The following is a 26598-nucleotide window of genomic DNA, read 5'->3' on the forward strand; positions in this document are numbered from 1 at the left end:
AAGTGCGGGCGACAGCAGGCACTCATGGTGGGGGGCTCCTGGGTGCAAGGCCGGAAGGGTGGTCGCGGCCGGGTGCCACCGGGCGAGACGAACAGTGTTCGGGGCCCCGACCTTCCTTCCGGTCCACGTCCAGGCAGGATGCCTCAACTCCCCCGAATGATCAGCAGGTCGAGCAGAATTCGACCGCGCAGAATTCGACCTCGGCCAGCGGCCTTTCCGGCTGCATCTCGTCATCACTCCGGCAGTGCGTCACCGCACCAGTGCGGCACTGCGTCACCCCTCCGCACGCCCGTCCCCTTCACCGTCCCCTTCACCGTGCTCGTGCCGATGCCAGGGGCGGTGCCCGTGCCGGTGCTCGGGGCCGTGCTCGTGGCCGTGCCGGTGACCGCGATCCGCCCGTACGACCGCCACCGGGCAGTCCGCGTGGTGGAGCACCGCCTGGCTGACCGACCCGAGCAGCAGCCCGGTGAACCCACCCCGGCCACGGGCGCCGACGACGAGCAGCTGGGACTCCTCGCTGGCCGCGATGAGCGCCTGCCTGGTGTACTCCTGGACGAGCCGGGGCGTCACGTTCACGTCCGGGTACTTCTCGCGCCACCCTGCGATCGCCGTCGTCAACACGCGCTCTTCCTCCGCCCTGTAGAGGTCCACGTCGTAGTACGTGGGCACCTGGATGCTCGGGCCCGCCGCGATCGGGCCCGTCCAGGCGTTCCAGTTGTGCAGTGCGACGAGTTCGGCACCGCGCAGCGACGCCTCCTTGAAGGCCCACCCGACAGCCGCGTCACCCACTTCGGAGCCGTCCACCCCGAGCAGCACCGGGCCGGTGGGATGCTTCCTGCCGCGGGTGACCAGCACCGGGCACTCGGCGTGTGCGGTGAGGTAGACGGCGACGGAGCCGACGAGCAGGCCGGTGAAGCCGCCGAGGCCGCGGGTCCCGACGACCACGAGATCGGCGCTCTGCGACTCGATGGTGAGGACGGAGAGCGGCTCCCCCGGGATGACCGCGTGGGTGACCTCGACGGTCGGCTGGGCGCTCTTCGCGCGGGCGGCGGCCTCCTCGACCGTACGGTGCGCGAGGCTGCGCAGCCCGCCCTCGGGCGGCCCCATGGCGGACGGGCCGAGCGGCACCTTCATCATCGGCCAGACGAACGCGTGCACGACGCGCAGCGAGCCGCCGCGTAGCTTCGCCTCCCGGGCGGCGACGTCCACCGCCTCCAGGCTCGACGGCGAACCGTCGACACCCACCACAACCGTCCCACTCACGACGGCACTCCCTTCCGGGACCCGCCTGCCGCCGCGCTCCCTGCTTCCGCACGTCGCTCTTCCATCCCTCCAGGCATACCGCCCACCGGCCGGAACGGCAGGGAGGGATGGCCCGAACGGGCGGGCCCGTATGAAGCCGGTGCGGCGCATCGCAGGGCCGCGTGCGAGGCGAGCGAGGAGACCGAGCCGATGAGCCGAGGATCACATCACCCCTGGTGAGAGCGTTGTCGTCCGGGTGAACATGCGCAACCAACCCCGTGCGGCCCAGTTGTCCAGTGCGCTCCGCGTCCGAGCTCCACGTCAGGAGGACAAGAATGATCAAGAACGCGCTGGCCACTGCCGCCGCTGCCACAGCGGTCGTCGGCGTGGCCGCTCCCCCGGCCGCGGCCATCGGCAACGACCACGGCACCACCACGGTGAACGGCAACGGAGCGGCCCAGATGTACGGCAACTCCGCCACCTATGGGAACTGGAGCCCCCAATTCGCGCTGATCCAGGGCTCGTTGAACAAGCCCTGCATCGCGATTCCGGACAAGATCAATGTGGGCTCGCTCATCGGGCTCATTCCGATCTCGGTTCAGGACATCAACATCCTGTCCAGCCCGCAGACCCAGAAGTGTGTCGAGAACTCCTCCCAGGTCAAGGGAGATGAGCCGCTCTCGCACATTCTTCAGGACATCCCTCTCCTCTCCGGAAACGGCACCCGAAACCGCTGAGGAGACTCCGGCTGCGGCCAGAGCGGAACGCGGGCATGGGGCCCGGGGCGCTACGCCCCGGGCCTTTCGCTTGTTCCAACTCCCCGATTTCCTCCAGGATTTCACTCTTTCCGTTCCGGGTGTCTTCGACTGTTTCGCAAACGGCTCTTCCGCGCTTTCCTGTCGCGGTTGACGATCACGCTTTCCCGTTGCGGTTGACGATCATCACCCGAGTGGCGGATTGCCCAGCTACCCCGACATCACATCGAGTGACGTAACCGGCCCGATCCATTACGCCACCAGAGGGACGAGGCAGGTAATTCGGCATAACTCGTGTCGTACGGAACTCGACATCGTTACGAATGGCGACAGCGGAGTTGCGGGCGATCAGCCAGCACTCGTGGACATACGAAATCCGTGGTCCAGGGAAACCCGCTTGAGAAAGGACTCCCACGTGAAGTACACGAAGGTCGCGACCGTCGCCGCAGGCACGCTGATGGCCCTGGGCACCGCCGCCGCTCCGGCCCTCGCAGACTCGGGTGCCCAGGGCGGCGCCGCCAACTCCCCTGGTGTCATCTCGGGCAACGTCGTCCAGGTTCCGGTGCACATCCCGATCCAGCTCTGCGGCAACACCGTGGACATCATCGCCCTGCTCAACCCGGCGTTCGGCAACACCTGCGTCGCCGACTGACACCCCCCGCCCTCGTGAGCGGGAACCAGCTCGGACCGGCTCCGGTGCGTGGGGCGTGGAGCTCACGCACCGGAGCCGTCCGGTCTCCTGAGACGCGGATATGGAATTGCGAGAATTCCGCGCCTTCCGCACCAGACTGAGAGCAGGAAGAGACCATGCGAAAGGTCTTGAGCAAGAGCCTCCTGACGGCTGCCGCCACGACGGGCGCGCTCGCGGGCGCTGCCGGGTACGCACAGGCCGACGCGGGAGCCGGTGGTGGCGCCGCCGGCTCCCCCGGCTTCGGGTCGGGCAACGTGGTCAAGGCTCCGGTGCACGTGCCGACCAGCGTCTGCGGGAACACCATCGACGTTGTCGGCGCGCTGAACCCGTCCTTCGGCAACAACTGCGGCGCCGGGCACGCCAGGAGGACGCCTCCGCACCAGCAGCCGCCGGCGCCGGGGCCGGGCCCGAAGAAGCCTCCGCAGCGGGCCGAGGAGCCGCCGCAGGAAAGGGCCGAGCAGCACCCGCCCGCCCGCGCCCCGCAGCAGCCCGCCGGCCCGAGGAGGCCCGCCGACCAGGTGGAGAGCCGCAGCGAGAAGCCCGCGGACCGGCCCGTCGAGCACCGGGCTCCGCAGGCCGGGAAGGCGGCGACACCCGAACGTCAGGCCCACGAAGCCGCTCCGCGCGCTCCGCGAGCGGCCGAGCACCAGGTCGCGGCTTCCGAGTCGCTGGCGCAGTCCGGTACGGGCGGCGCCTGGGGCACGGCGGCGCTCGGTGCGGGCATGCTGCTCGGCGGCGTGGTGCTCTACCGGCGCGCCACCCCGCGTCGGAGCTGACCCGTACTCGCCATATCTGACCGACATTCAAGGCACCCGCGCAACGCGGAACTCCTTCGCACGCTTTTCCGCGATGCGCTCGTGACGGGCGCTGCGCGGCGAAACGGCGAAAAGGCGCGGTTTCCCGCCTGCCGCGAGCCGTCACCGGGAAGCGCCGTCGGAAAATCGCACAGTTTCCGGGAGAAGAAGCACCCTATGAAGTACAGGAAGACCGCCGCCGTCATCGCAGGATCGGTGATGGCTCTGGGCGCCGCGCCGCCCGCCCTCGCGAGCGAAGCCCCTGTCGGTCCGCGCGCGAGTCTGAACGGCGGTCTCGACTATGCCCTCGGAAGCGGTGAACTGCTTTCCTCCTCTCCCCCGGTGGGCGTGGCCGGTCCGCAGTTCGATGCCTTGGTGAATGCGGTGAAGCGTCCTTTGAAGAACGGGAAGCTGATCGGCAATCAGAATCTCTTGGGCGGACTTCCGCCGGCCGAGTGACGCCCGCGCGCCGATAGGGGATTTACGGGTCACGGCGTACACACCATTCAGGTGAAAAGGAAAAACTCAGGAAGCGGAAGACAGTTAGACCCGACGTCCCAGACTTCCGCACCATTCCAGGAAGAACGGTAGAACCCATGATGAAGAAGGCCCTGTCCACCGCTACGGTGGCCCTTTCGCTCGTCGGTATCTCGGCGATGGCCGCCCCGCAGGCGCTGGCCACCGGCAACGACACCGGCACCACCACGGTGAACGGCAACGGCGCCGACCACAATGAAGGCAACGCCGCCACCTACGGCAACCTGAGCCCGCAGAACCAGCTCATCCAGGGCTCCCTGAACAGGATCTGCGCCCTGCCGTTCGAGAAGATCAACATCGGCTCGCTCATCGGCGCCGTCGCTCCGATCACCGTTCAGGACATCAACATCCTGTCCGCCTACCAGTCCCAGAAGTGCTCGGACAACTCGTCCCAGGCCAAGGGCGACGAGCCGCTGTCGCACATCCTGGACGACATCGCGGCCCTCTCCGCCAACGGCGAGCGCAACCGCTGAGCAACCGGACCCCAGGTCGAAGCGGGGACTTCACAGAAGAGGCCACCGGCATTCAGCCGGTGGCCTCTTCGTGTGTTCCGGTTCTTCGGGTGTTCCCCCTTTTCGTGCCTTCCGCTTCTTGGCGTCTTCCGCTTCGTCGCGTCTTCCGCTTCGACGAGTGGCGCTCGCGCCTCGTCGGCTCGTGCTCCCGCCCTCAGCCGCGCAGCGTGTCGGTCGCCTTGGTGGCCAGCGGGCCGACGAGGGGGAGGTCACCGAGGGAGGCACCGCGGGCGAGCGGGCCGGTGACGGCTGCGGTGCTCAGCGGGGGGAAGTCGGCGATCTTGGTGCCGACGGAATTGTCCAGCGGATCCGTACCGGTGTTGGCCAGCGGATCGAGCTGGAGATCGTTGACCGCCTTCAACGCGCTGCCGAGCGCTACACCGGTGCCGCGTACCGTCCCCCGGACAGGCGTCGTGAGTCCGTGCACCAGACCCTCCATCGCGAAATCACCGCCGGTTTTCCCCGCGCCGCCCTGCTCGGCCGCCGCAGCGGTCGGCACGGCCGAACCGAGGGCCGCGCCGACGGCCGCGGCGAGTACCCCGGCCCGGGCGAAAACGCGTGGGGCAGGTGCTTTGTGACGGGCGGTTCCGGACTTGAGCATGTTCACCACCGAGTACGAGTTGCTCGGACCATGAGCAACGTTTTGTGACCAGTCAGCTCCATATCGTAGTCGCCTGATCGGGGTGACGCGCCAACCTCCCGGCGCCCGGCGGGGGTTCCTGGTTGCACAAGTAGTTCGTGAGCGACAGTCGTCAGCCCACGGACCACGCACAGCTGAACGACCGTACCCTCGGTGGCGTGCTCGGGCACCAAACGTGGTCATTCAGGGTGATTCTGGTATCAGGTACGGCCCTCGGCGCGACTAAGGTGCCCCTCCATGACCTCCCTCCAGGCCGCCCAGGGCGGCATTCAGCAGCAGCTCGGCACCCTCAGCGTGGTCGGCTGGGCCGGTGAATACGGAGACGGACGGGACATGGCCTTCCTGCTCGTCTTCTCACTCGGCGACGGCGCCGGCACCCGGGAGGAGACTGTCGCCGCAATGCGGCAGCTCGCCGAGTCGACGGGACTGACGGTCGGCGGCGACATCCTGGACGCCACCTCGGCCGGGCGGCAGTTTCCGGTGACCGCGCTCGTCGAGGGCGGTCAAGTGGCGCTGACGATGCCGAAGATGTCGGTGCAGTACTCGACACCGCCCGAGTGGGTTGCCGCGGCGCATGACCGCGGACACGTCTACTTCCTGCTCGCGACGCAGCCCTGGCCGCAGGTGCGCCTCGGCAACGAGATCCAGCAGGACGCACTCCGGGAGTTCCTGAGCGAAGAGGTGCTCTCCACATCGGCGCACTGCCTGCTCCCTGTGCGACGGCTCGCACGCTGAGCCGGGGGGCGCGGAAACATCAGGCGTACGGCTCCAGTTCGGCGTCGACAGGCGCACCGGTGAGCCTGTTGGCCAGCGTGGAGAGGGTGTACGCACCGATGCCGAGGACGACTTCGAGGGCCTGCTCCGGGGTGTAGCCGTGGGCGGCGAAGGCGTCGAGCGCCCCGGGGCTCACCTCGCCCGCCCGGTCGAGCACTTCCGTGGTGAAGACGCGGACGGCCTCCAGGCGTTCGTCGGGAAGCGGACGGGCCTCGCGCAGGGCTGCGATCAACTCCTCGTCGGCCTCGAGGGCACGCAGCTTGCGGGTGTGCATGGCGACGCACAGATGGCATCCGTTGCGGGTCGCGACAGCAAGGATGACGGTCTCGCGTGCCAGCACGTCGAGGCTGGTGGCCTCGAAGGCGGCGCTCATCCTGGTGAACGCCTCAAGAGTGTGCGGCGAGACGGCAAGCCGGGCCGTCGCCGAGGGGAGAAATCCGAGGCGCTGCCGGGTGGCCTCCATGATGCGCCGGGAGGCGGCAGGGGCGGACTGCGGGGTGAGTTCGGCAAAGGTTGTTCCGGGCACAGTCGGCCCCTCTCGTACAGTGGTCAACGTGGTTGTCGAAAATAAGGTAAACCAGGTTGTCGAACTTGTCGAGGGTCGTCATGGCTGAGCGCGAGAGGTGGGGGTTCGAGCTGCCTTTGCTGCTGTTCGCCGGGTTCCGTTCGCTGATCGACCAGCTGCACACGGAACTGGCCGACCACGGCCATCCGGAGCTGCGCCCGGCACACGGCTTCGCGATGCAGGCCATCGGGCGGGACGGGGTGACGGCGAGCGAGCTGGGGCGGCGGCTGGGCGTCTCCAAGCAGGCGGCGGGCAAGACCGTCGACCGGCTCGCCGCACTGGGCTACGCGGAACGGGTCGCCGACCCCGCCGACGCGCGGCGCAAGCTCGTCCGGCTCACTCCGCGTGGTCAGGACGCGCTGGTGCTCTCCGGTGCGGTCTTCGAGGAGCTCCGCGGCAGGTGGGCCGACCAGTTGGGCCGGAAGCGGCTGACGGAGCTCGAGGACGCGTTGGAGACCGTGGTGGGTCCGGCGCCGTTCCGGCTGGATGCCGCGGGGTGGTTCGGGGACTGACGAGCGGCCCCGCCTACCTAGCTCTCCCCTTCCCGGTCCCCTCGGCCCCCGGTCCCAGGTGAACCGCCGGGAGTGCCAGGGCCGGTGGAGCCGTCGGCTTGCTCGTCGTCGACGATCTCCGCGTCGACCACGTCCTCGTCCGGCGGCGCGGTGCCGCCCTGCTCCGTGCCCTCGCCGGTCGGCTGTGCCCCCTCCGTGCCGGCCTGCTGCCCCTCCCTGGCCTGCGCGTACATTGCTGTGCCGATCTTCTGGGCCGCGGCTGTCGTACGGTCGACCGCCTCGCGCAGGGTCGCGGTGTGTTCGGCGGCCCGGGCGGGATCGTCGGGGGTCTCGGCCAGCCGCGCCTTGAGGTCGGCGAGCGCCGCTTCGACCTCGGCGCGGGTTTCGGCGGGCACCGTGCCCTCGGCGGTGTCGGCCAGCAGACGTTCGGTCTGGTAGGCGAGCTGCTCGGCCTGGTTGTGGGTCTCGGCGGCCTCGCGGCGCCGCGCGTCCTCCTCTGCGTGCTGCTCCGCCTCGCGCACCATGCGCTCGATGTCGTCCTTGGGCAGGCTGGAGCCGCCGGTGACCTGCATCTTCTGTTCCTTGCCGGTGCCCAGGTCCTTGGCGGAGACGTGCATGATCCCGTTGGCGTCGATGTCGAAGGTGACCTCGATCTGCGGCACATTGCGCGGAGCCGGCGGCAGACCCGTCAGCTCGAACATGCCCAGCTTCTTGTTGTACGCCGCGATCTCCCGCTCGCCCTGGAAGACCTGGATCTGCACGGAGGACTGGTTGTCCTCGGCCGTGGTGAAGGTCTCCGAACGCTTCGTCGGAATCGTGGTGTTGCGCTCGATCAGCTTGGTCATGATGCCGCCCTTGGTCTCGATACCGAGGGACAGCGGGGTGACATCCAGCAGCAGGACGTCCTTGACCTCACCCTTGAGCACACCCGCCTGGAGGCTGGCGCCGATGGCGACGACCTCGTCCGGGTTCACGCCCTTGTGCGGGTCCCGGCCGGTGAGCTCCTTGACCAGCTCTGTCACCGCGGGCATCCGGGTCGAGCCGCCGACCATGATCACATGGTGGATGTCGGACAGTTGCACGTTCGCGTCGTTCACCGCCTGGTGGAACGGCGTCTTGCAGCGCTCCAGCAGGTCTTCCGTCAGCTGTTGGAACTGGGTGCGGGTCAGCTGCTCGTCCAGGTGCAGCGGGCCCTCGGCCGTCGCGGTGATGTAGGGCAGATTGATCGTCGTCTCGGTGGACGAGGACAGCTCGATCTTCGCCTTCTCGGCCGCCTCACGCAGCCGCTGCACCGCCATCCTGTCCTTGGCCAGATCGATGCCGTGGCCGTCCCTGAACCGTTTGACCAGGTGGTCGACCAGCCGCTGGTCCCAGTCGTCACCACCCAGATGAGTGTCGCCCGCGGTGGCCTTCACCTCCAGTACGCCTTCGCCGATCTCCAGCAGCGAGACGTCGAACGTGCCGCCGCCCAGGTCGAAGACGAGGACCGTCTGCTCCTCCTCCTTGTCGAGGCCGTAGGCCAGTGCGGCTGCCGTTGGCTCGTTGATGATGCGCAGCACGCTCAGGCCCGCGATCTCGCCGGCCTCCTTGGTGGCCTGGCGCTGCGCGTCGTTGAAGTACGCGGGAACGGTGATGACCGCGTCGGTGACGTCCTGCCCGAGATAGCTCTCCGCGTCCCGCTTGAGCTTCTGCAGGACGCGGGCCGAGATCTCCTGGGCGGTGAAGGACTTGCCGTCGATACTGCCGGACTCCGGGAAGCGCCAGTTGGCCTCGCCCATATGGCGCTTGACGGAGCGGACGGTGCGGTCGACGTTGGTGACCGCCTGCCGCTTGGCGATCTCGCCCGTCAGCACCTCACCGCCCTTGGCGAACGCCACCACGGACGGCGTCGTCCGGGCGCCCTCGGCGTTGACGACGACCGTGGGGTCACCGCCCTCCAGGACACTGACCACCGAGTTGGTGGTGCCGAGGTCGATTCCGACAGCGCGTGCCATAAGGCCGTCCTCCTCAGGAGTGCCGGCCTCCGCGGGCGCGGGAGTGCCGGACGGGCTACACCTGAGTCTTGCCCTCCTCGATGGCTTCGGCCACCTCAGCCGTCCGTTCGGCTTCCTCGGCGGCGAAGCGTCCGGCGTCCAGCTTCTCGGCGATCTCCTCGTCCTGGGCCATCAGGAGGTCGAGGTTCTGGTTGCCCATCTCGAAGACGCCCATGTCGACATAGGCGCGCTGGAGGCGTTCGCCCCACAGGCCGATGTCCCGCACACAGGGGACTATGCGGCTGAAGAGGAGCTTTCGGAAGAGCTGCAGGTTCTCGGACTGCTCGCTGAAGGTGTCCGCCTCGGCCCGCGGGATACCGAAGTTCTCCAGCACCTCGGCGCCCTTGAGCCGGTCGCGCATCAGATAGCAGCCCTCGATGACGAACTCTTCGCGCTCGCGCAGTTCGGCGTCGGACAGCTGCTTGTAGTAGTCCCGCAGCGCCATCCGGCCGAACGCCACGTGACGGGCCTCGTCCTGCATGACGTACGCGAGGATCCGCTTGGGCAGCGGCTTGTCGGTGGTGTCCCGGATCAGGCCGAAGGCGGCCAGCGCCAGGCCCTCGATCAGCACCTGCATGCCCAGGTACGGCATGTCCCAGCGGGAGTCGCGGAGGGTGTCGCCGAGGAGCGACTGGAGGCTGTCGTTGATCGGGTAGAGCATGCCGATCTTCTCGTGGAGAAAGCGGCCGTATATCTCGGCGTGCCGGGCCTCGTCCATGGTCTGTGTCGCGGAGTAGAACTTCGCGTCCATGTCGGGCACCGACTCCACGATCCGCGCGGCGCACACCATGGCGCCCTGCTCACCGTGCAGGAACTGGCTGAACTGCCAGGAGGCGTAGTGCCGGCGCAGCTCGCCGCGCTCGGCCTCGTTCATCTTGTCCCAGTAGGGCGTCCCGTAGAGCGTCATGACTTCATCAGGGGTCCCCAGCGGGTCGTACGGGTCGACCTCCAGGTCCCAGTCGATGCGGCGCTGCCCGTCCCACTGCTTGTCCTTGCCCTTCTGGTACAGCGCCAGTAGACGGTCGCGCCCGTCGTCGTACTCCCAGGAGAAGCGGGCGCTGCCGGATGCGGCGATCTGCCAGAGGGGGGCGTCGGTTGTGTGCACGTAGAGATCGTGTGTGGACACTGACATCTCCTTCAGTCACGGACTGCCCCGCGTGGTGGTGGGGGGTTGGTTCGGGACTGCCCGTTACGGGTGGGTAGTTGGCAGGCTCACACGCGTGTTACCGCTCGGTCAACAAGTTGCGCAGGGGGGATTGACGTCCTTACTGACAGGCAGTCTCATAAGAGTCGACAAGCAGACGTGACCGCCGGTAACACTCGAACGAGATCGCCGGCACCCCCAACGAAGAGGTGCCTCAGCATGACGACAGCGCCTGACATCGCCGACATGGAACGCGAGGTCCTCAGGGACGCCCTCGGCCTGCTCAAGGATCGCGAGCAGGTCGCCGAGCGCCTCCTCGAGTCCTCCAGGAAGCACTCCTTCGACCCGGACACCGAACTGGACTGGGAAGCACCGTTCGAGGACGGCAAGTGGTTCTGGCCACCGGAGCTGGTGTCGCTCTACGACACCCCGCTGTGGAAGCGGATGTCCGAGGAGCAGCGGATGGATCTGGCCCGGCACGAGGCGGCCTCGCTCGCCTCGCTGGGCATCTGGTTCGAGGTGATCCTGATGCAGTTGCTGGTGCGGCACATCTACGACAAGCCGCTGACCAGTAACCACGTCCGCTACGCGCTGACCGAGATCGCCGACGAGTGCCGGCACTCGATGATGTTCGCACGCATGATCAAGCGGGCCGGGGCGCCCGCGTACCCCGTATCGAGGCTGCACCACAACCTGGCACGGCTGCTCAAGACCGTCTCCACGACCCCTGGTTCGTTCACCGCGACACTGCTGGGCGAGGAGATCCTGGACTGGATGCAGCGGCTGACCTTCCCGGACGAGCGCATCCAGCCACTGGTACGCGGCGTGACGCGGATCCACGTCATCGAGGAGGCCCGGCATGTGCGCTACGCACGCGAGGAGCTGCGCCGCCAGATGGTCAAGTGCCCGCGCTGGGAGGCCGAACTGACCCGGATCAGCTCGGGCGAGGCCGCCCGCGTCTTCTCCATCTCCTTCGTCAACCCGCAGGTCTACGAGGACGTCGGGCTCGACAAGAAGGAGGCCGTCGCCCAGGTGAAGGCCAGCGGCCACCGCCGCGAGGTCATGCAGACCGGCGCCAAGCGGCTGACCGACTTCCTGGACGACATCGGCGTACTACGGGGCGTAGGCCGCAAACTGTGGGTGAGCTCGGGCCTGCTGCCGAAATGAGCTGCCGGTGAGAGCCCCGTGAAGCACGTGTGAGGAATTCCGGGGAACGCGGGGAACGCCGTCGCCTGCCGGGGCAGTTACGCTGCACTGCATGAGCAGCAGCGGCACCGCCCCGGCGTATCGCAGGCTGAGCGTGCAGGAGCGGCGCAGTCAATTGCTCGGGCACGCGCTGGGTCTGTTCGCACACCGGCCGCCCGAGGATGTGTCGCTGGACGATGTCGCGGCCTCCGCCGGAGTGTCGCGCCCGCTCGTCTACCGCTACTTCCCCGGTGGCAAACAGCAGTTGTACGAGGCTGCGCTGCGCAGCGCAGCCGACCAGCTCGAACAGTGCTTCGCCGAGCCGCCCACCGGCCCGCTCACCACCCGGCTGGCCCGCGCACTCGACCGCTATCTGGCGTTCGTCGACGAGCACGACGCGGGTTTCATGGCACTGATGCAGGGCGGCAGCGTGGTGGAGACCTCGCGCACCAACGCCATAGTCGACGAGGTGCGCAGGGACGCGGCCGAGCAGATCCTCGCCCATCTGGCAGCGGACCAGGGCAGCAAGGGCCGCGGATCGCCCCGCCTGCGGATGGCCGTGCGGACATGGATCTCGGCCGTGGAGGCCGCATCCCTGATCTGGCTGGACGAAGACAAGCAGCCGCCGCTGCCTCAGCTGCGGGACTGGCTGATGGACCACTTCGTCGCTCTGCTGACCGCCACGGCAGCCGGCGACGCGGAGACCGCCACCGTGGTCCGGCGGGCGCTGGCACTGGAGGAGTCCGACGGTGCCGTCGCAGAACTGGTGCGCAGGGTGCTGCCGGTGGTCGCGGACTCCGGGCACCTGCTGTGAGAGCTGAGTGCGGCCGTCTGTTTCGGGTAACGGGACGGGCGCCTGCTGTGCGGGACGGCCTGGTGAGCAGCGGCTCTATGGACTTAAAGATTACTTGAAGACTGGGCTAAGCTGAGCCCATGCCGTCTCAGCTGTCATGGAAGGCCAAGGAAGCCACCGTCGGAGAGCTGGCCGAACGCGCCGGTGTCGCCACCTCCACGCTGCGCTTCTACGAGCGCGAAGGGCTCATCCAGAGCCGTCGCACCTCAGGCAACCAGCGCCGCTACAGCCGCGACACACTGCGCCGCGTCGCCTTCATCCGGGCCTCCCAGCGGCTCGGCCTGCCGCTCGCCGCCATCCGGGAAGCACTCGCCCTGCTGCCGGAGGGCCGTACGCCCACCCGGGACGACTGGGCAGCCGTCTCGGAGTGCTGGCGGGAAGACCTCAACCAGCGGATCGCGCTGCTGGAGCAGCTCCGCGACCACCTCACCGACTGCATCGGCTGCGGCTGTCTGTCACTGACGGCGTGCGCGCTGGTCAATCCGCAGGACCGACTCGGCGATCAGGGCCCCGGAGCCCGCCAGCTCGCCCAGCCCTGCGGCCCTGACCCGGCGCACGGCGACCGGTCCGGTGATGCTTGCGGCGGTCAGCCGGCCGACGACGAGGGCTCTTGCGGGGGCCCGGACGACGGGGGCTCTTGTGCGGGCTCCGACAGTGCGGCGGTCGCTGCTGTGACCGACGGCGAAGCGGTCTGAGACGGTGCGCAGCGAGGAGACCGCCTTCCGCGGCGGACCGCTGGACGGGCGGACACTGTCCGTCCCGCTGGGCCCGACCGGGAGACCACCGCGCAGTTACGAAGTCCCGGTACCCGATCCGGACGGCGGCCCGCCAGTGGTCCATGTCTACCGACTGGAGCCGGCCGCCGTGAACCGGCTGGGACTGCCACGGGGCTGGGCGTACGTCTACGAACCCGAGGGGCAGCCCGCGAAGGGCCCCTTGGAGCGACTGCCGTGGCGCAGGAGGCGCGGCAGCGGTGACTGACGGGGTTGATCGCGGCAGCGGTGGCTAAGGCCGGAGGATTGCGGCAGGCGGTGGCTGATGGGATCGATCGCGGCAGTGGCGGCTGACGCCGATGGATCGCGGCAGGCGGTGGCTGACGCCGGCGGATTGCCGCAGGCGGTGGCTGACGCGTGGATCGCGGCCGGTGGTGGCTGAGGCCGGGACGCGGCAGTGACGGTCGACCCGGTGGTTCGCCGTGGCGGGAGCTGCCGCGATGGTCTGCGGCGGCGCCAGCTGACGCCAGTGGTCTGGACCGGCCGACCCGGTGGGGCGCTCTCCGCGGGAGCGGTGGGCCGGTCCCGGATGGTCCGCACAGCCTGGACAGCGCCGTGGAGAGACGGTTTTCTGCTGACGTGATCGAAGGCATCGCGCGGCTGCGCGAGACGGACCCCCAGAGGCTCGGCCCGTTCCGGCTCTTCGGAGTGCTCGGGCACGGCGGGGCGGGCACTGTCTACCTGGGCAGGGGCGCCCCTCGGCGGGGTGCGCGCAAGCGGGCAGCCGCGGTGCGCGCCGTACGGCCCGAACTGCTGCGCGACCGACAGCTGCGGGCACGGCTGCGACAGGAGACCGCGCGGGTCGCGGACGCGGTCGACAGCCCCTTCGTCGCCGACTTCCTCGGCTGCGAACTCGACAGCGAGCAGCCCTGGACCGCCGAGGCGTTCGTGCCGGGCGTGCCGCTGTCCGCGCTGGTGGCCATGTACGGGCCGCTGCCGGAGATGTCCGTCCGCGCGTTGGGGGGTGCACTTGCCCGTGCGCTGGTGCAACTGCACGCGGCGGGAACCGCGCACGGGGACCTGCGGGCCGCGAACGTACTGCTGACGGCCGACGGGCCACGCGTGGTCGACTACGGCATCGCGCTGGGCAGGCGTTCCGCGGCGGTCGGCGGCGCGGGCTTCGGGCCGTCGACGCGGAGGGCCGAGGACGTCTTCGCGCTGGGTGCCGTACTGGTGGTCGCGGCGAGCGCGCGGCATCCGTTCGCGGGGAGCCCGCTGCCCTCGGCGCGGGAGGGCCCGGACCTGACGGGGGTGCCCGACGCCCTGTGCGTGCCGCTGCTGTCGTGCCTGCACAAGACGCCGGAGACCCGCCCGCAACCGGAATCTCTTGCGCACACCCTGGACCTCTCCGGCACGGCAACCCGTCCGGCGCGTGAGTGGCTTCCGGAGCCGTACCTCCACGAGATCGGCGAGCGAGCGGACGCCGCGCGGGCACTGATCGGACGGAGGGGATGGGGTCGCTGATCGGACGGAGGGGATGGGGTCGCTGATCGGGCGGAGGGGATGGGTCGTCGATCGGGGTGGAGGGGCTTGGGGCGCTGATCGGGCGGTCTGGTCCGGGGTCGGGGCGCCGAGGGTCTGGGTACGGGGACAGGCGTGGTTCCTCACACGTACGGGTGACGAGGGTCGGGCCGAAGGCGCTGGACAGGGCGGTGGAGTGGGGGTAGGGACAGGCGATTTCGGCTCGCCGGCTTCCCGCACTGCGCCTGAATTGCCCGGGACCAGCAAGGCGGCGTGCCCTCGTCGTCGTTGCTCGGCGCGTTCCCGCCCGCGCCGGATTGCGCCGGTTCGGTACGCCGACGCCGGGAGCGGGACCTCGGGTTTCTCGATCGAGTGAGAGACGTGCGCCCAGCCGCTTCGCTCGCCCTGAGCCGGTGGCCTTGCCCGTGCCACGATCGCGGCAGAGCGGTCGACGACGGGGAGACGCCGCTCGGGAGCGAGGTGTGAAGTGTTGTGGGCGTTGTTGCGGGTGTTGTGTGAGGCGAGGGAGCGAAGGGCGCGTGGAGGAGGGCCGGCCGCTGCGGCCAGGCCGGGTGTCGGTGCGGTGCTGCTCGGAATCGTGCTCGCGGCCGTGACCGTGCTGGGGCCTGCGGCCCCGGCGGGTTCGGCTGCACCGGCGGGTATGAGTGGGATGCCGACTGCAGAGGTGGGAGCGCCCGGCAGGCCGGATCCCGGGCCTGTGGCGGAGCCACCTGGCACGGGCTCCAAGTCTGTCGGCGAGCTGCTGGGTGAGCTGAGTCTGCTGTACGAGCGCACTGAGGAAGCGTCAGAGGCTTACAACGGCACGGCGGAGAAACTGAAGGCCCAGCGTGCGGCGGCCAGCCGGGCGCAAACCAAGCTCTCCGGGGCCCGCGCCGCGCTGGCGACCGGGCGGACGCAGGCCGGCGAGCTGGCCCGGCAGCAGTACCGGGGCGAGGCGACCGGCATCCCGCCAACGGTGCAGATGCTGCTCGCGCGCGACCCCTACCAGCTGCTGGAGCGCGGACATCTGCTCCAGCGAGCGGCGGGCGACCAAGCGGCCACGGTACGGAAGCTGACCGACGGAAAGCAGCGGCACGCATCGGCGGCCAAGCGGGCGCGTGCCGCGGTGGCACGGCAGGAGCGGCTGGCGAAGCGCAAGAAGAAGCAGCGCAACGAGGTGCACAAGCGGCTGAAGAAGGTGGAGATGCTGCTCTCGTCGCTGAACGGGGAGCAGCTCGCTCGGCTGCACGAGCTGGAACGGGACCGCACGGACGCTGCGCAGCAGCAGCTGGTGGACTCCGGAGCACTCGACCCGAGCGGCGCGACGCGCTCCCCTTCCGCGGCGGGACGGAAGGCTCTCGACTGGGCGCTGAAGCAGGTCGGCAAGCCGTATGTGTGGGGCGCCGAGGGCCCGGGGGCGTTCGACTGCTCGGGGCTCACCTCGCAGGCGTGGCGCCATGCAGGCCGGGAGATCCCACGCACCAGCCAGGAGCAGTGGCGGCAGTTGCCGAGGGTCCCGTTGGATGCGCTGCGCCCCGGCGACCTGGTCATCTACCGCGAGGGGGCGACACATGTGGGCATGTACGCGGGAGGTGGCCGGGTGGTGCAGGCCCCTCGGCCGGGGAGCGCGGTGCGGCTGACCCCGCTCGCCGCCGACCCACCGCTCGGCGCGGTCCGCCCGGACGGATCGCGGGCATGAGGCCGGTGCGGTGGAGGGTATCCCTCGGCGGGGCGACCGTGGCGGCAGTGCGGGTTGCCGCCTCAGTCCAGTTCGGCCAGGAGCACCGTGGCATCGTCGTGCCGCTTGCCACGGCGGCGCGGCGACTCCGACTCGGCCGTGCGGACACGGTGGATGAGGGCACGTGGCCCCTCTTTACGGACGAGGGCGAAGAGGCCCGCCCAGTCGCCGAGGCGGAAGGTCTCCGTCCAGCGGGTGGCGCCGTCGGTGAGGGCGAGCAGGGCACGGACATCGGATCTCGGATGACTTCCCGTCACCGCCTGTGCCGCGACGCCCGGGTCGGTGGCTGCCGTGTAGAAACCGCTGCCGTCCGGCGCGTTGCGCAGCCCTTCGACGGCGCGTACGTAGGCCGCACGGTCCGATTCCTCGCCCGTCAGCCGCACGCGGTCGCGCAGTGCCTGCACGGCGGGCGGCAGTTCGGCCAGGCGCCGGTCGAGAACGGGATGCACGGTGCCATCGGCGGCCTCCACGAGGAGCGCGGAGTCGGACAGCACCAGGTGCTCGACCCGCTCGTCGTCCCACCGGGCGGCGACGACGGTTGCCTGGGGAGTACGTGGGTGAAAAAGATCACATGTCTCGCGGTGGGCGTCCGCCGTGCGGGCCACTGCGACGGCGAGGCATTCGGCCAGAGTCATGTCCCGGCGGGCGCCCGAAAGTTCGAGCAGCGCACCACCGAGCCGCGCCACGAACCACGGCACTCCGTGACGGCAGCCATCCCCTCCCTCCGGCGGAGTGACACCGTCCAGCACGACGAGCGCTCCGCCCGAGCCGGAGGCAGGCAGGGCGGCCGACACATAGTCCTCGTTGGGCCGTTGAGGACTACCGGGCTCGGTGACCATGTCGATGCGCATGACGGCAGTCTGCCGGACGGTCGATCTTGGAGTGCCCGGTGACCGCCGTGGCGGGCGTGCCCCGGTCGGCCGGAGACCGGTACTCGGTGCCGCCGCGCCCTCCTGCGGCTGTGGTAGCGCGCGCTCGGGCGCGCGAGGCATGCGGCCGGAAAACGACCGGGAACAGAACGGAATCTGCCCTTCCGCAAAGTCCGGCAGGCATCCTGCCAGGACGTCGGACGGATTTCCAACCAGTGCCCGGGAAGCGGACAGCGCCCGGCTCAGGCCGAGTTGTCCCGCTGCCGAGGAGTGATGTTCACTCCTTCGGGTGGCCCAGCAGGGGATTCTCACCCGCCTCAGGAGCGCACTGCCAAGGTCGGTCGTCGAGTGTGGGGACACCGCTGCGGAGCACCGCGCCGCCCGAGGCCCGGAGAGGTAGCTGGGAACCGAAGGTCGCAGAGGGTGCCGGCGCGGGGGCGGGGCCACCCTCTCGCCACACACGTTGGACTGTGCCGCCCGGGCCCTCCGGGAGAGGCGGGACGAGATTGCGAGTGCGGGTGCGGAAGAAGCAACGTCACAGAGCGGACGTTCCCCAGGCCACGGCGACCGGCCCCGGCGCCACTGCCTCCGCGGACGGCGCCACTGCCTCCGCGGACGCGGAGCCGGCCACCCCTGTGGGACGTAGGCGTGCGCGGGTACGCAACAGGCTGCTGCTGTCCGTCGCGGTGGGTGCCGTGGCGGTTGTGGCGGCTGGAGCACCCACCCTTGTCGCGGGCTCCCGGGATGCCGCCGACGCGCAGGATCTCGTCGACCTCGCCCGGCTCGACCAGCAGGCCATCGCACTGTCCCACTCCGTCGCGGACGAGCGCGACAGCATGGTCGAGTACATCGCTGCCGGCCGCAGCGGCAAGGGCGGTACGGGCGTCAGCCAAGCCCAGCGCAACCGGGTCGATCGGCAGGCCCGCGAGCTGCGCGAGGCCGCGTCCTCCGCGCCGTCCGGGTCCGGGGCTGCCGCTCCGTCTGCCTCCCCCGACGCGGTCGCCAAGGCCGTCAAGAAGCTGCCCGCCATCCGGCAGCACGCCATGAACGGCAAAGCCGGCCCGCTGGACTCCTACGAGTCCTACTCCAAGGTCATCCAGACGCTCCGTCACCTCACCCGTGGCATCGCCGACGGCCTGCCCGCGCGAGCGGAGAACCGGACCGCGGCGGCGATCCCCGACCTGTCACGCGCCGTCGATCAGGCATCGGCCACCCGCGGCCTGCTGGAGGGGGCGCTGGCGGGACAGGGTTCCCAGCGGCCGCTGGTCACCGCGGCGGGGCAGACGCGCCTTCGGGAGCAGGCCGCGCTCGCGGACTTCGAGGAGACGGCCGACGCCAAGGCCCGGGAGAGCTACAGCACGACCGTCAACGGCACGGACGTCAACGTCGCCGAGCGCTATCTGACGGCCGTCACCTCGCGCAACCACCTCACGGGCGGCGCCCGGGCCCTGGACCGTGAGCGGTTCGACAGCTCCGTCTCGGCGCGGCTGGCCCATATGCGCGGAGTGCAGTCGTCGTTCGCGGTGGCGGAAGTCAAGCGGCTCGAAGGGCTGCGGGACGACGATGTGACGGCGCTGCAACTGCGGGCCGGGCTGGTGGGCGGCTGTCTGCTGATCGCCGTCGCGGTCAGCGTCGCCATGGCGCGGTCGCTCACCCGTCCGCTGTCGGTGCTCAAACGCGGTTCGCAGCGGCTCGCCAAGGACCCGGCGGGCGAGGAGCCGATCACCTTCCGCGGCAGGAACGACGAGTTCGCCGATGTGGTGAGAGCGCTCAACACGCTGTGTGCCACCGCCGCCGAGCTGCGGCGCCGGTCCTCCTGCGCGGAGCGGGAGCAGGACCAGCTGGCGGTCGAGAAGGCACAGCTGACCGAGAAGCACCAATTGCTGAGTGAGGACTTCGCCGCGCTGCAGGCCGAGCTTGAGGCGGCGCGCGAGCAGTTGACGGCGTCGGCGCCGCAGGGCAGTGGTGCGGAAGCGTACGCGGGCCCGAGTGCGGGTGCGGGCCCGAGTGCGTACACGGGCCTGAGTGCGGGTGCGGGCGGGAGTGCGGGCGGTAGCGCTGGCGCGCGCGTCGGCGAGACCACAGCGACGGCGGACCACAGCGCCTTCGCCGATCTGGGCAGCCGCACGCTCACGCTGGTCGAGCGGCAGCTCGGCATCATCGAGGGGCTGGAGGAGAAGGAGGCCGACCCCGACCGGCTCGACACTCTCTTCAAGCTGGATCATCTGGCGACCCGGATGCGGCGGCACAGCGAGAACCTGCTGCTGCTGGCGGGCACGGAGCGCCCCGAGCGCAGTGCGCCGTCCGCGACCGCCGCCCCGGCACCGCTGCTGGATGTACTGCGTGCCGCCGTCAGTGAGATAGCCCAGTACGAACGCGTCGAGTTGGGGGCGCTGCCGGCGGAGGTGCGGGTCGACGGTTCCGCCGCGGACGATCTGAGCCACTTGGTCGCCGAACTTCTCGACAACGCCGCCGCCTTCTCCCCCGCCGAGACCGGGGTACGGCTGAGCGCGCGGATGCTGGAGAGCGGCGAGGCCCTGGTGTCCGTGGAAGACGATGGCGAGGGCATGCCCGGTCCGCAGCTCGCCGAGCTCAATTCCCGGCTGGACGAGCCGCAGGTGGCGGAGGGCGTGAGTGGTCCCTGCGGGCTGGGCACAAACGTGGTCGCCCGGCTCTCGGCACGGCACGGTATACGGGTGCGGCTGCGCGAACGGGACGGCGGCGGCACCGTGGCCGACGTGACCGTCCCGCACGTGCTGGTGCTTGACGGAATCGGCAGCGCACAGCCGTCCGACGGGGTCGACGAGAGCGGTCTCCCTGCGGAAGGGAGCGACCACGCCCGCGTCGAGGACGAGCACTCCCGGACCGATGACCAGGCCCCCACCCAGGCGGAGGAGCCTGAGGGGGCGGCGGGAGCGAACCGATCGGCGGAGCAGGGAGACCAGGCGGAGCCACCAGGGTCCGTCGCGCATCCGGGTCTGCCTCAGCGGATCCGCAGGGAGACGCCGCGTGAGCCCACCGCACCGCGTCCCCGCAAGGGCGGCGCCACCCCGGAGGAACTGCGGCGCAAGCTCGACGGATTCCAGCAGGGCACCCGGGAGGGCCTGCGGGACTCCATGGCGCACACCGCGGTGGGGGAACCCGGCCACACGACCACCGAGACCGCACAGAATCACCAGGACCGCCAGGACCAGCAGAACCATCAGGACCGACAGGACCAGCAGGACCAGCAGCCCGGGCAGGCATCACGGGCTGAGCAGCAGACCGAGGACACCGACCATGCGGAAGAGCGAGCGGGGGCGCAGGTTGACGGTGGTACTGCCACAGGAGGCTCGTAAGTGAACCCGCTCACCACAGGTACGTCCGGCAGTCCGGAGGCACGTAACCTCCGGTGGCTTCTCGACAAACTGGTCGAAGAGGTGCCGGGCATCCGGTCCGTGGCCGTCGTCTCGTCCGACGGTCTGCTGCTGCTCGCATCCGATCCCGCGCTGGGGGTCGAGCACGGAACGTCCGTGCCGGCCGCTGCGGAGGCAGTTTCGACGCCGCGGATCGAGGAAGCCGCGGTTCCGGGGAGTTCGGGCGCCGTACGGGGCGGAATGCCCGTACGGCGGCGGCGCGGCGGTCACTGGGCGCGCGGTCCCAAGGGCCCCAGGGGTTCCAGCGGCGACCTGGCTGCGCTCGTCTCCGGAGTGGCCGCGCTGACGGTCGCCGCTGCCGGCCTGATGGAGAGCGGCGCGGTGAAGCAGACCATGGTGTCCATGGACGAGGGCGCATTGCTCGTCATGGCCATCGGGGACGGCTCACTGCTGGGGGTGCACGCCGCGGCGGACTGCGACATGGGGGCGGTCGGCTATCAGATGGGCCTCTTCGTGGGGCGGGCGGGCCATGTGCTGACGCCCGAGCTGCGGAACGAACTGCGTGGGGCGGTGGACGTGAAGGCCGGTGCGGAGGCGGTCGTCGGCCGGTAGGAGAGGGGCCGACTGCCCGGCTCACTCGTCCTGGTCGGCGAGCGAGTTGAGGCGGTGGAGGAGGCGGGCCAGCTCGGCGATCTCCCGGCGGTCCCAGGCGGCCAGTTTGCGCGCGTACGACAGACGGCGCGCGTCCCGTACCCGCGTAAACCGTTCGCGGCCCTCCGCTGTGAGGCGTACCAGCGAGGCGCGGCGGTCCGCGGGATCGGGCCGCCGGTCCACCAGGCCGAGCTGGATCAGTGCATGCAGCTGACGGCTTATCGTCGCCTTGCCGACGCCGAAGTAGGCGGCCAGTTCGGTCGCACGCTGCTCGCCCGCGTCCTCCAGGCGCACCAGTAGCCCGTAGGCGGCGGGTTCCAGGTCGGGGTGGACCTGCCGGGCCATCTCGCCGGACGAGGCGCGGGCACGGCGCAGGAAGACGGCCAACTCGCGTTCCACGTCGAGGCATTCGGGACCGAACGGCTCGGCGGGGTCCGCAGCGTCCACGACATCCGGGGAGCCCGCGGCGTTCGGGGAGCCCGCGGCGTTCGCAGCGTCCGTGGAGTCCGTGGAGTTCTTGTGCACGTCAGTGGTGTCTCCGGCGTTTTCCATGAAGAAACTTATCTCCAGCCCAGCCCGATAGTCCCAGCTCCGTCAGTATTTCGCAGGAGTAGACCAACGGCAGACGGCAGGGCATCTTCCGCGTGGCCGGTCTACGCGCGTACGTTCGCCCTGACATGGGCACACCATTGGCGTGTAGTCACTCCGCGCGTCGCAGAGCAAAACCCCCCACACCAGTAAATACTACGCACGTACCAGACCCCCACCATCGAGGCTCCGGAGGCAGAGATGCCCAGCTTCAGATCCGGTACGGCCCGGCACAGACGCGGAATCGCGGCTGTTGTCGGGATGTTCGTCTCCCTTCTCGCGCTCGTCCTGGCACTTCCGGGCGCGGCATCGGCAGTTCCCGACAACGGGGACAGCGGTACAAAGTCGGCCACGTCCACCGCGTCCGGTAAGTCCACGGATTCGGCCAAGGGCACGGAGGGCCTGCGCGGCAACCCCAAGGAGCCCGGCAAGCCAGGGGAAGCGTGGATGGGCGCTGGTGTCCGGATGCACGAGGCGGACTCGACCGACGGTACCCCGCCCGACAAGAAGCGGGCGGGCCTGCTCGCAACCGTCCACGGCGTGGACGTCAGCAGCCACCAGGGCAACGTGGCGTGGTCGACCCTATGGAACAGCGGGGTCCGCTTCGCCTACTCCAAGGCGACCGAGGGCACCAGCTACAAGAACCCCTACTTCGCCCAGCAGTACAACGGCTCCTACAACGTCGGCATGATCAGGGGCGCCTACCACTTCGCGCTGCCCAACTCCTCCAGCGGGGCCACCCAGGCCAACTACTTCGTCAACAACGGCGGCGGCTGGAGCAAGGACGGCAAGACCCTGCCGGGCGTGCTCGACATCGAGTACAACCCCTACGGTGCGACCTGCTACGGCCTGAGCAAGAGCGCGATGGTGAACTGGATCAAGGACTTCACCAGCACCTACAAGGCGAAGACCGGACGCGACGCGGTCATCTACACCACCACGAGCTGGTGGACCCAGTGCACCGGCAACAGCGGTGCGTTCGGGAACTCGAACCCGCTCTGGATCGCGCGCTACGCCTCCTCGCCGGGCACCCTCCCGGCCGGCTGGGGATTCTGGACCTTCTGGCAGTACACCTCCAGCGGCCCGACCGTGGGCGACCACAACTACTTCAACGGAGCGATGGACCGGCTGAAGGTTCTGGCCAACGGCGGCTGACCCCGCACGGCTTGCGAACCCCTCACATGTGAGTGGCCCCCACCCTGCGGTGGGGGCCACTCTGTTGCCGGTCGCGTCCGTCACGCCGCGACCGGCGTCTCCCGGGCCGGGGTCTGCGCGGGGGTCAGGGCCAGCTCCAGGACCTGGCGGACGTCGGCGACGGGGTGGACGTCGAGGTCGTCCAGCACCTCCGCGGGGACGTCGTCCAGGTCGGGCTCGTTCCGCTTCGGGATGATCACCGTGGTCACCCCGGCGCGGTGCGCGGCCAGGAGCTTCTGCTTGACGCCGCCGATGGGCAGCACCCGCCCCGTCAGTGAGACCTCACCGGTCATCGCCACCTCGGGCCGCACCTGACGACCGCTGAGCAGCGAGGCCAGGGCCGTCGTCATGGTGATGCCGGCGCTGGGTCCGTCCTTGGGCACGGCACCCGCGGGCACATGCAGATGGATGCCGCGCTCCTTCAGATCGCCGACCGGCAGCTCCAGCTCCGCGCCGCGCGAGCGCAGGTAGGAGAGGGCGATGTGCGCGGACTCCTTCATCACGTCGCCGAGCTGGCCGGTCAGGGTGAGCCCGGAGGCACCCGTCTCGGGGTCGGCGAGCGACGCCTCCACGAAGAGAACGTCACCCCCTGAACCAGTGACGGCCAGCCCAGTAGCCACGCCCGGCACCGCCGTACGGCGCTCCGCCGGATCCTGTGCGGCCTCAGGGGTGTGCCGCGGGCGGCCGATCAGCTCACGCAGCACGTCGTCCCCGACGGTGTAGGGCAGCTCGGCCTCGCCCAGCTGGTGCTTGGCCGCCACCTTGCGCAACACCCGCTGGACCGACCGCTCCAGGGAGCGGACGCCCGCCTCACGGGTGTACTCGGCGGCGAGCTTGCGCAGTGCTGCCTCCTCGAAGGTGACCTCACCGCTCTCCAGCCCTGCCCGCTCCAGCTGGCGGGGCAGCAGGTGGTCCCGGGCAATGGTGATCTTCTCGTGCTCGGTGTACCCGTCGAGCTCGACGACCTCCATCCGGTCGAGCAGCGGCTGCGGGATGACCTCCAGGACGTTGGCGGTGGCCAGGAAGACGACGTCCGACAGATCGAGCTCGACCTCCAGGTAGTGGTCCCGGAAGGTGTGGTTCTGCGCCGGGTCCAACACCTCCAGCAGCGCCGCTGCCGGGTCACCGCGGAAGTCGGAGCCGACCTTGTCGACTTCGTCCAGCAGCACGACCGGGTTCATCGAACCGGCTTCCTTGATGGCACGGACGATACGGCCGGGCTGGGCGCCGACGTAGGTACGCCGGTGGCCGCGGATCTCCGCCTCGTCCCGGACGCCGCCGAGCGCGACCCGGACGAACTTACGGCCCATCGCGCGGGCGACGCTTGCACCGAGCGAGGTCTTCCCCACCCCGGGAGGCCCGGTCAGCGCCAGCACCGCCCCTCCGCCCGCCCGTCGCCCACCACCACCCGTTGTGGACGCGCTGCGCGCGGCAGTGTCTGTTTGACGCCCGCCGACGACACCGAGGCCGCGCTCGGCGCGCCGCTTGCGGACAGCCAGGTACTCGGTGATGCGCTCCTTGACGTCCTGCAGCCCGGCGTGGTCGGCGTCCAGGACGGCCTGCGCGCCGGAGATGTCGTAGGCGTCCTCGGTGCGCTCGTTCCAGGGCATCTCCAGGACGGTGTCGAGCCAGGTGCGGATCCAGCTGCCCTCCGGCGACTGGTCGCTGGAGCGTTCCAGCTTGTCGACCTCCTTGAGGGCGGCCTTCTTGACCTCCTCGGGCAGGTCGGCAGCCTCGACGCGGGCCCGGTAGTCCTCGCTCTCGTCCTCGGGGTCGCCGTTCAGCTCGGCCAGTTCCTTGCGGACGGCATCCAGCTGGCGGCGCAGCAGGAACTCGCGCTGCTGCTTGTCGACGCCCTCCTGGACGTCCTTGGCGATGGACTCGGCCACGTCCTGCTCGGCCAGGTGCTCGCGCAGTGCGGCCGTGGCGATCCTCAGCCGCTCGACCGGTTCGGTGGTCTCCAGCAGCTGCAGCTTCTGCTCGGTGGACAGGAACGGGGAGTAGCCGGCGTTGTCGGCGAGCTGGCCGACGTCGTCGATCTGCTGCACCCGGTCCACGACCTGCCAGGCCCCGCGCTTGCGCAGCCAGTCGGTGATGAGGGCTTTGTACTCCTTCATCTGCTCGGCGACCTGGCCGGGCAGGGGGTCGGGCACGGTTTCGGTGACCGGCGCGCCCTCCACCCACAGTGCGGCTCCGGGCCCTGTCGTCCCGGTGCCGACGCGGATCCGGCGCAGACCGCGGATGAGTGCGCCGGGGTCGCCGTCGGCGAGGCGTCCGATCTGCTCCACCCGGCCCTCCACGCCGATCTCGGCGTAGTTGCCCTCAACCCGTGGGACCAGCAGCACCCGGGGCTTCGCACCGTCCGGCGCGTCCGAGGCCGCTGACTTCGCGGCATCGACGGCGGCCCTCACGTCGCTGTCCGAGAGATCCAGCGGCACCACCATTCCCGGCAGCACCACGCCGTCCTCGGCGTCGATGGGCAGCACAGGCAGGGTGAGCGGTGTGGACTCCAGGGACTCAGCAGCCATGATCTCTCCCTAGGCAGGCAAGTTGAGTAATACCCACTCAATGCTTTTGAGGCTGCGTATGTTCCCCTGCTTCCGGGAGATCTGTTCGCTGTCAGCGATCGATGTCCTTTGCAGGTGAACCTTGCGAGGTCCGGTGCAACGTTGCGAGGGGTCTCAGGAAGTCCGGCGCTGCTGATCCAGCTCAACCGCCAGCAGGTCTCCGCCCGCCGGGGCATCATCAGCGGCGCCTCGGGCACCAGGAAGACGACCGCGCTCTCCCAGCTCGGACGTGCCCACGAGCTCGCCGTCCACAGACGCCACCCACGTGATCGCTCCCGGCTCCCGGCCGCCTATGTCACCGTCTGGCGTCCAGCTCGCAGACTCGAACTGCGAAGGACATCGAGGATCGACGGCGATCGTCCTACCCTGCCCCCATGTCGAAGTCAGCCAGTGCTCCGATCTCAGCGGTCCGGGAGTCGGCGCCGACCGCCGGACCGCCAGCCACCGGGTCGCCGGTCACCGGACCGTCGGCCCCCGGGTCGCCGGTCACCGTGGAGCGGCGGGACGGTCCCTACGGTGAGGTGGTGCTGCGGCAGCGGGGGGCGCACTACGAGATCATCGCCAACGGGTGCTTCCTGATGGACACCTCCGACGGACGCTCGGAGCGGCTGCTGGTGCGTGCGGCGCTGGACGAGCTGGCCGGGCGGGCCGGACCGCGGTTGCTCATCGGCGGACTGGGGGTCGGTTTCTCGCTGGCCGAGGCGGCGGGCGAGCCGCGCTGGGGCCGGATCAGCGTCGTCGAGCGGGAACCCGCGATCCTCGACTGGCACCGTACAGGGCCGCTCTCCGCGATCTCCGGCCAGGCGCTGGCCGACGCCCGTACGGAGCTGGTGGAGGCCGAACTGGTGGCGTACGTGCACGAGTCGGCGGCCGCCGGGCGACGCTTCGACGCCATGTGTCTGGACATCGACAACGGCCCGGACTGGACGGTCACCGACGACAACGCCTCCCTCTACTCCCCCGCCGGGCTGACCGCCTGCCGGGCGGCCCTCGCGCCCGGCGGCGTACTGGCCGTGTGGTCGGCGCAACCGTCGCCGACATTCGAGGGATGTCTGCGTAATGCGGGATTCTGCCGCGTTAGGACCGATGAGATCCCCGTCGCCCGAGGCGTCCCCGACGTGGTCCACTTCGCAGCACGACCGGCGTAGCCGAAGCCGTCAGCAG

Annotated in this window: 25 protein-coding genes; 17 read left to right on the forward strand and 8 right to left on the reverse strand. The window is 70.0% G+C overall.

The window, feature by feature from the left end; translation table 11 throughout:
• Window positions 1–273: 273 nt before the first annotated feature.
• Complete coding sequence (locus ACTWP9_RS07275; RefSeq protein ID WP_443245145.1) at window positions 274–1263, reverse strand: universal stress protein; 990 nt, start codon at window positions 1261–1263, stop codon at window positions 274–276.
• A gap of 314 nt (window positions 1264–1577) precedes the next feature.
• Between ACTWP9_RS07275 and ACTWP9_RS07280 the strand changes: the two genes are divergently transcribed.
• The 5 genes from ACTWP9_RS07280 (at window position 1578) to ACTWP9_RS07300 (ending at window position 4492) form a co-directional block, all read left to right on the forward strand.
• A complete protein-coding gene (locus tag ACTWP9_RS07280; protein ID WP_443245146.1) occupies window positions 1578–1979 on the forward strand; it encodes a rodlin in 402 nt (133 codons plus the stop codon).
• Window positions 1980–2412: 433 nt separating this feature from the next.
• Complete coding sequence (locus tag ACTWP9_RS07285) at window positions 2413–2649, forward strand: chaplin (protein WP_443245147.1); 237 nt, start codon at window positions 2413–2415, stop codon at window positions 2647–2649.
• 155 nt (window positions 2650–2804) lie between these two features.
• Window positions 2805–3464, forward strand: a complete 660-nt coding sequence (locus tag ACTWP9_RS07290; RefSeq protein WP_443245148.1) for a chaplin — start codon at window positions 2805–2807, stop codon at window positions 3462–3464.
• A 195-nt stretch (window positions 3465–3659) separates the two neighbouring features.
• Window positions 3660–3941, forward strand: a complete 282-nt coding sequence (locus ACTWP9_RS07295) for a hypothetical protein (RefSeq protein WP_443245149.1) — start codon at window positions 3660–3662, stop codon at window positions 3939–3941.
• A gap of 140 nt (window positions 3942–4081) precedes the next feature.
• Window positions 4082–4492: a rodlin gene (locus tag ACTWP9_RS07300; RefSeq protein ID WP_443245265.1), complete on the forward strand. Its 411-nt coding sequence runs from the start codon at window positions 4082–4084 to the stop codon at window positions 4490–4492.
• 193 nt (window positions 4493–4685) lie between these two features.
• Here the strand turns inward: ACTWP9_RS07300 and ACTWP9_RS07305 are convergent, their stop codons facing one another.
• On the reverse strand, window positions 4686–5132 hold the full coding sequence (locus tag ACTWP9_RS07305) for a hypothetical protein (protein ID WP_443245150.1): 447 nt from the start codon (window positions 5130–5132) through the stop codon (window positions 4686–4688).
• A gap of 276 nt (window positions 5133–5408) precedes the next feature.
• Between ACTWP9_RS07305 and ACTWP9_RS07310 the strand changes: the two genes are divergently transcribed.
• Complete coding sequence (locus ACTWP9_RS07310) at window positions 5409–5906, forward strand: DUF5949 family protein (protein ID WP_443245151.1); 498 nt, start codon at window positions 5409–5411, stop codon at window positions 5904–5906.
• 19 nt (window positions 5907–5925) lie between these two features.
• Here ACTWP9_RS07310 and ACTWP9_RS07315 read toward each other — a convergent pair whose 3' ends face one another.
• The gene (locus tag ACTWP9_RS07315; RefSeq protein ID WP_443245152.1) at window positions 5926–6471 is read right to left on the reverse strand and encodes a carboxymuconolactone decarboxylase family protein; all 546 of its coding nucleotides are present in this window, start codon (window positions 6469–6471) and stop codon (window positions 5926–5928) included.
• An 80-nt stretch (window positions 6472–6551) separates the two neighbouring features.
• Between ACTWP9_RS07315 and ACTWP9_RS07320 the strand changes: the two genes are divergently transcribed.
• A complete protein-coding gene (locus tag ACTWP9_RS07320; RefSeq protein WP_443245153.1) occupies window positions 6552–7022 on the forward strand; it encodes a MarR family winged helix-turn-helix transcriptional regulator in 471 nt (156 codons plus the stop codon).
• A gap of 17 nt (window positions 7023–7039) precedes the next feature.
• Here ACTWP9_RS07320 and dnaK read toward each other — a convergent pair whose 3' ends face one another.
• A complete protein-coding gene (gene dnaK / locus ACTWP9_RS07325) occupies window positions 7040–9016 on the reverse strand; it encodes a molecular chaperone DnaK (protein WP_443245154.1) in 1977 nt (658 codons plus the stop codon).
• 55 nt (window positions 9017–9071) lie between these two features.
• Window positions 9072–10181 carry a ferritin-like domain-containing protein gene (locus ACTWP9_RS07330; RefSeq protein ID WP_443245155.1) on the reverse strand — a complete coding sequence of 370 codons (1110 nt, stop codon included), beginning with the start codon at window positions 10179–10181 and terminating at the stop codon, window positions 9072–9074.
• Between the two features lie 237 nt (window positions 10182–10418).
• Between ACTWP9_RS07330 and ACTWP9_RS07335 the strand changes: the two genes are divergently transcribed.
• The 6 genes from ACTWP9_RS07335 (at window position 10419) to ACTWP9_RS07360 (ending at window position 16170) form a co-directional block, all read left to right on the forward strand.
• A complete protein-coding gene (locus ACTWP9_RS07335) occupies window positions 10419–11366 on the forward strand; it encodes an AurF N-oxygenase family protein (RefSeq protein ID WP_443245156.1) in 948 nt (315 codons plus the stop codon).
• 91 nt (window positions 11367–11457) lie between these two features.
• The gene (locus tag ACTWP9_RS07340) at window positions 11458–12198 is read left to right on the forward strand and encodes a TetR/AcrR family transcriptional regulator (RefSeq protein WP_443245157.1); all 741 of its coding nucleotides are present in this window, start codon (window positions 11458–11460) and stop codon (window positions 12196–12198) included.
• Window positions 12199–12317: 119 nt separating this feature from the next.
• Window positions 12318–12932, forward strand: coding sequence for a redox-sensitive transcriptional activator SoxR (gene soxR / locus ACTWP9_RS07345; RefSeq protein WP_443245158.1), 615 nt, complete (start codon window positions 12318–12320; stop codon window positions 12930–12932).
• A 4-nt stretch (window positions 12933–12936) separates the two neighbouring features.
• Window positions 12937–13218, forward strand: coding sequence for a hypothetical protein (locus ACTWP9_RS07350; RefSeq protein ID WP_443245159.1), 282 nt, complete (start codon window positions 12937–12939; stop codon window positions 13216–13218).
• Window positions 13219–13589: 371 nt separating this feature from the next.
• On the forward strand, window positions 13590–14474 hold the full coding sequence (locus ACTWP9_RS07355) for a protein kinase domain-containing protein (RefSeq protein ID WP_443245160.1): 885 nt from the start codon (window positions 13590–13592) through the stop codon (window positions 14472–14474).
• 715 nt (window positions 14475–15189) lie between these two features.
• Window positions 15190–16170 carry a C40 family peptidase gene (locus ACTWP9_RS07360; protein WP_443245161.1) on the forward strand — a complete coding sequence of 327 codons (981 nt, stop codon included), beginning with the start codon at window positions 15190–15192 and terminating at the stop codon, window positions 16168–16170.
• 62 nt (window positions 16171–16232) lie between these two features.
• On the opposite strand, the gene ACTWP9_RS07365 is transcribed toward ACTWP9_RS07360, so the two are convergent.
• On the reverse strand, window positions 16233–17060 hold the full coding sequence (locus tag ACTWP9_RS07365; RefSeq protein WP_443245162.1) for a protein phosphatase 2C domain-containing protein: 828 nt from the start codon (window positions 17058–17060) through the stop codon (window positions 16233–16235).
• 653 nt (window positions 17061–17713) lie between these two features.
• Here ACTWP9_RS07365 and ACTWP9_RS07370 point away from each other — a divergent pair.
• Together ACTWP9_RS07370 and ACTWP9_RS07375 are read left to right on the forward strand one after the other, a co-directional pair.
• Window positions 17714–20416 (forward strand): sensor histidine kinase, encoded by a 2703-nt coding sequence (locus ACTWP9_RS07370; RefSeq protein ID WP_443245163.1) that lies wholly within the window; start codon window positions 17714–17716, stop codon window positions 20414–20416.
• Entirely contained in the window at window positions 20417–21046 is a 630-nt protein-coding gene (locus ACTWP9_RS07375) for a roadblock/LC7 domain-containing protein (RefSeq protein ID WP_443245164.1), read from the forward strand.
• Between the two features lie 21 nt (window positions 21047–21067).
• On the opposite strand, the gene ACTWP9_RS07380 is transcribed toward ACTWP9_RS07375, so the two are convergent.
• Window positions 21068–21637: a MarR family winged helix-turn-helix transcriptional regulator gene (locus tag ACTWP9_RS07380; RefSeq protein WP_443245165.1), complete on the reverse strand. Its 570-nt coding sequence runs from the start codon at window positions 21635–21637 to the stop codon at window positions 21068–21070.
• Window positions 21638–21874: 237 nt separating this feature from the next.
• On the opposite strand from ACTWP9_RS07380, the gene ACTWP9_RS07385 reads away from it, so the two are divergent.
• On the forward strand, window positions 21875–22828 hold the full coding sequence (locus ACTWP9_RS07385) for a lysozyme (protein ID WP_443245166.1): 954 nt from the start codon (window positions 21875–21877) through the stop codon (window positions 22826–22828).
• An 80-nt stretch (window positions 22829–22908) separates the two neighbouring features.
• On the opposite strand, the gene lon is transcribed toward ACTWP9_RS07385, so the two are convergent.
• The gene (gene lon, locus ACTWP9_RS07390) at window positions 22909–25395 is read right to left on the reverse strand and encodes an endopeptidase La (RefSeq protein ID WP_443245167.1); all 2487 of its coding nucleotides are present in this window, start codon (window positions 25393–25395) and stop codon (window positions 22909–22911) included.
• A gap of 413 nt (window positions 25396–25808) precedes the next feature.
• On the opposite strand from lon, the gene ACTWP9_RS07395 reads away from it, so the two are divergent.
• On the forward strand, window positions 25809–26582 hold the full coding sequence (locus ACTWP9_RS07395; RefSeq protein WP_443245168.1) for a spermidine synthase: 774 nt from the start codon (window positions 25809–25811) through the stop codon (window positions 26580–26582).
• Window positions 26583–26598 lie beyond the last annotated feature (16 nt).

The organism is Streptomyces sp. 3N207 (genome assembly GCF_052246355.1).
Taxonomy (GTDB): domain Bacteria; phylum Actinomycetota; class Actinomycetes; order Streptomycetales; family Streptomycetaceae; genus Streptomyces.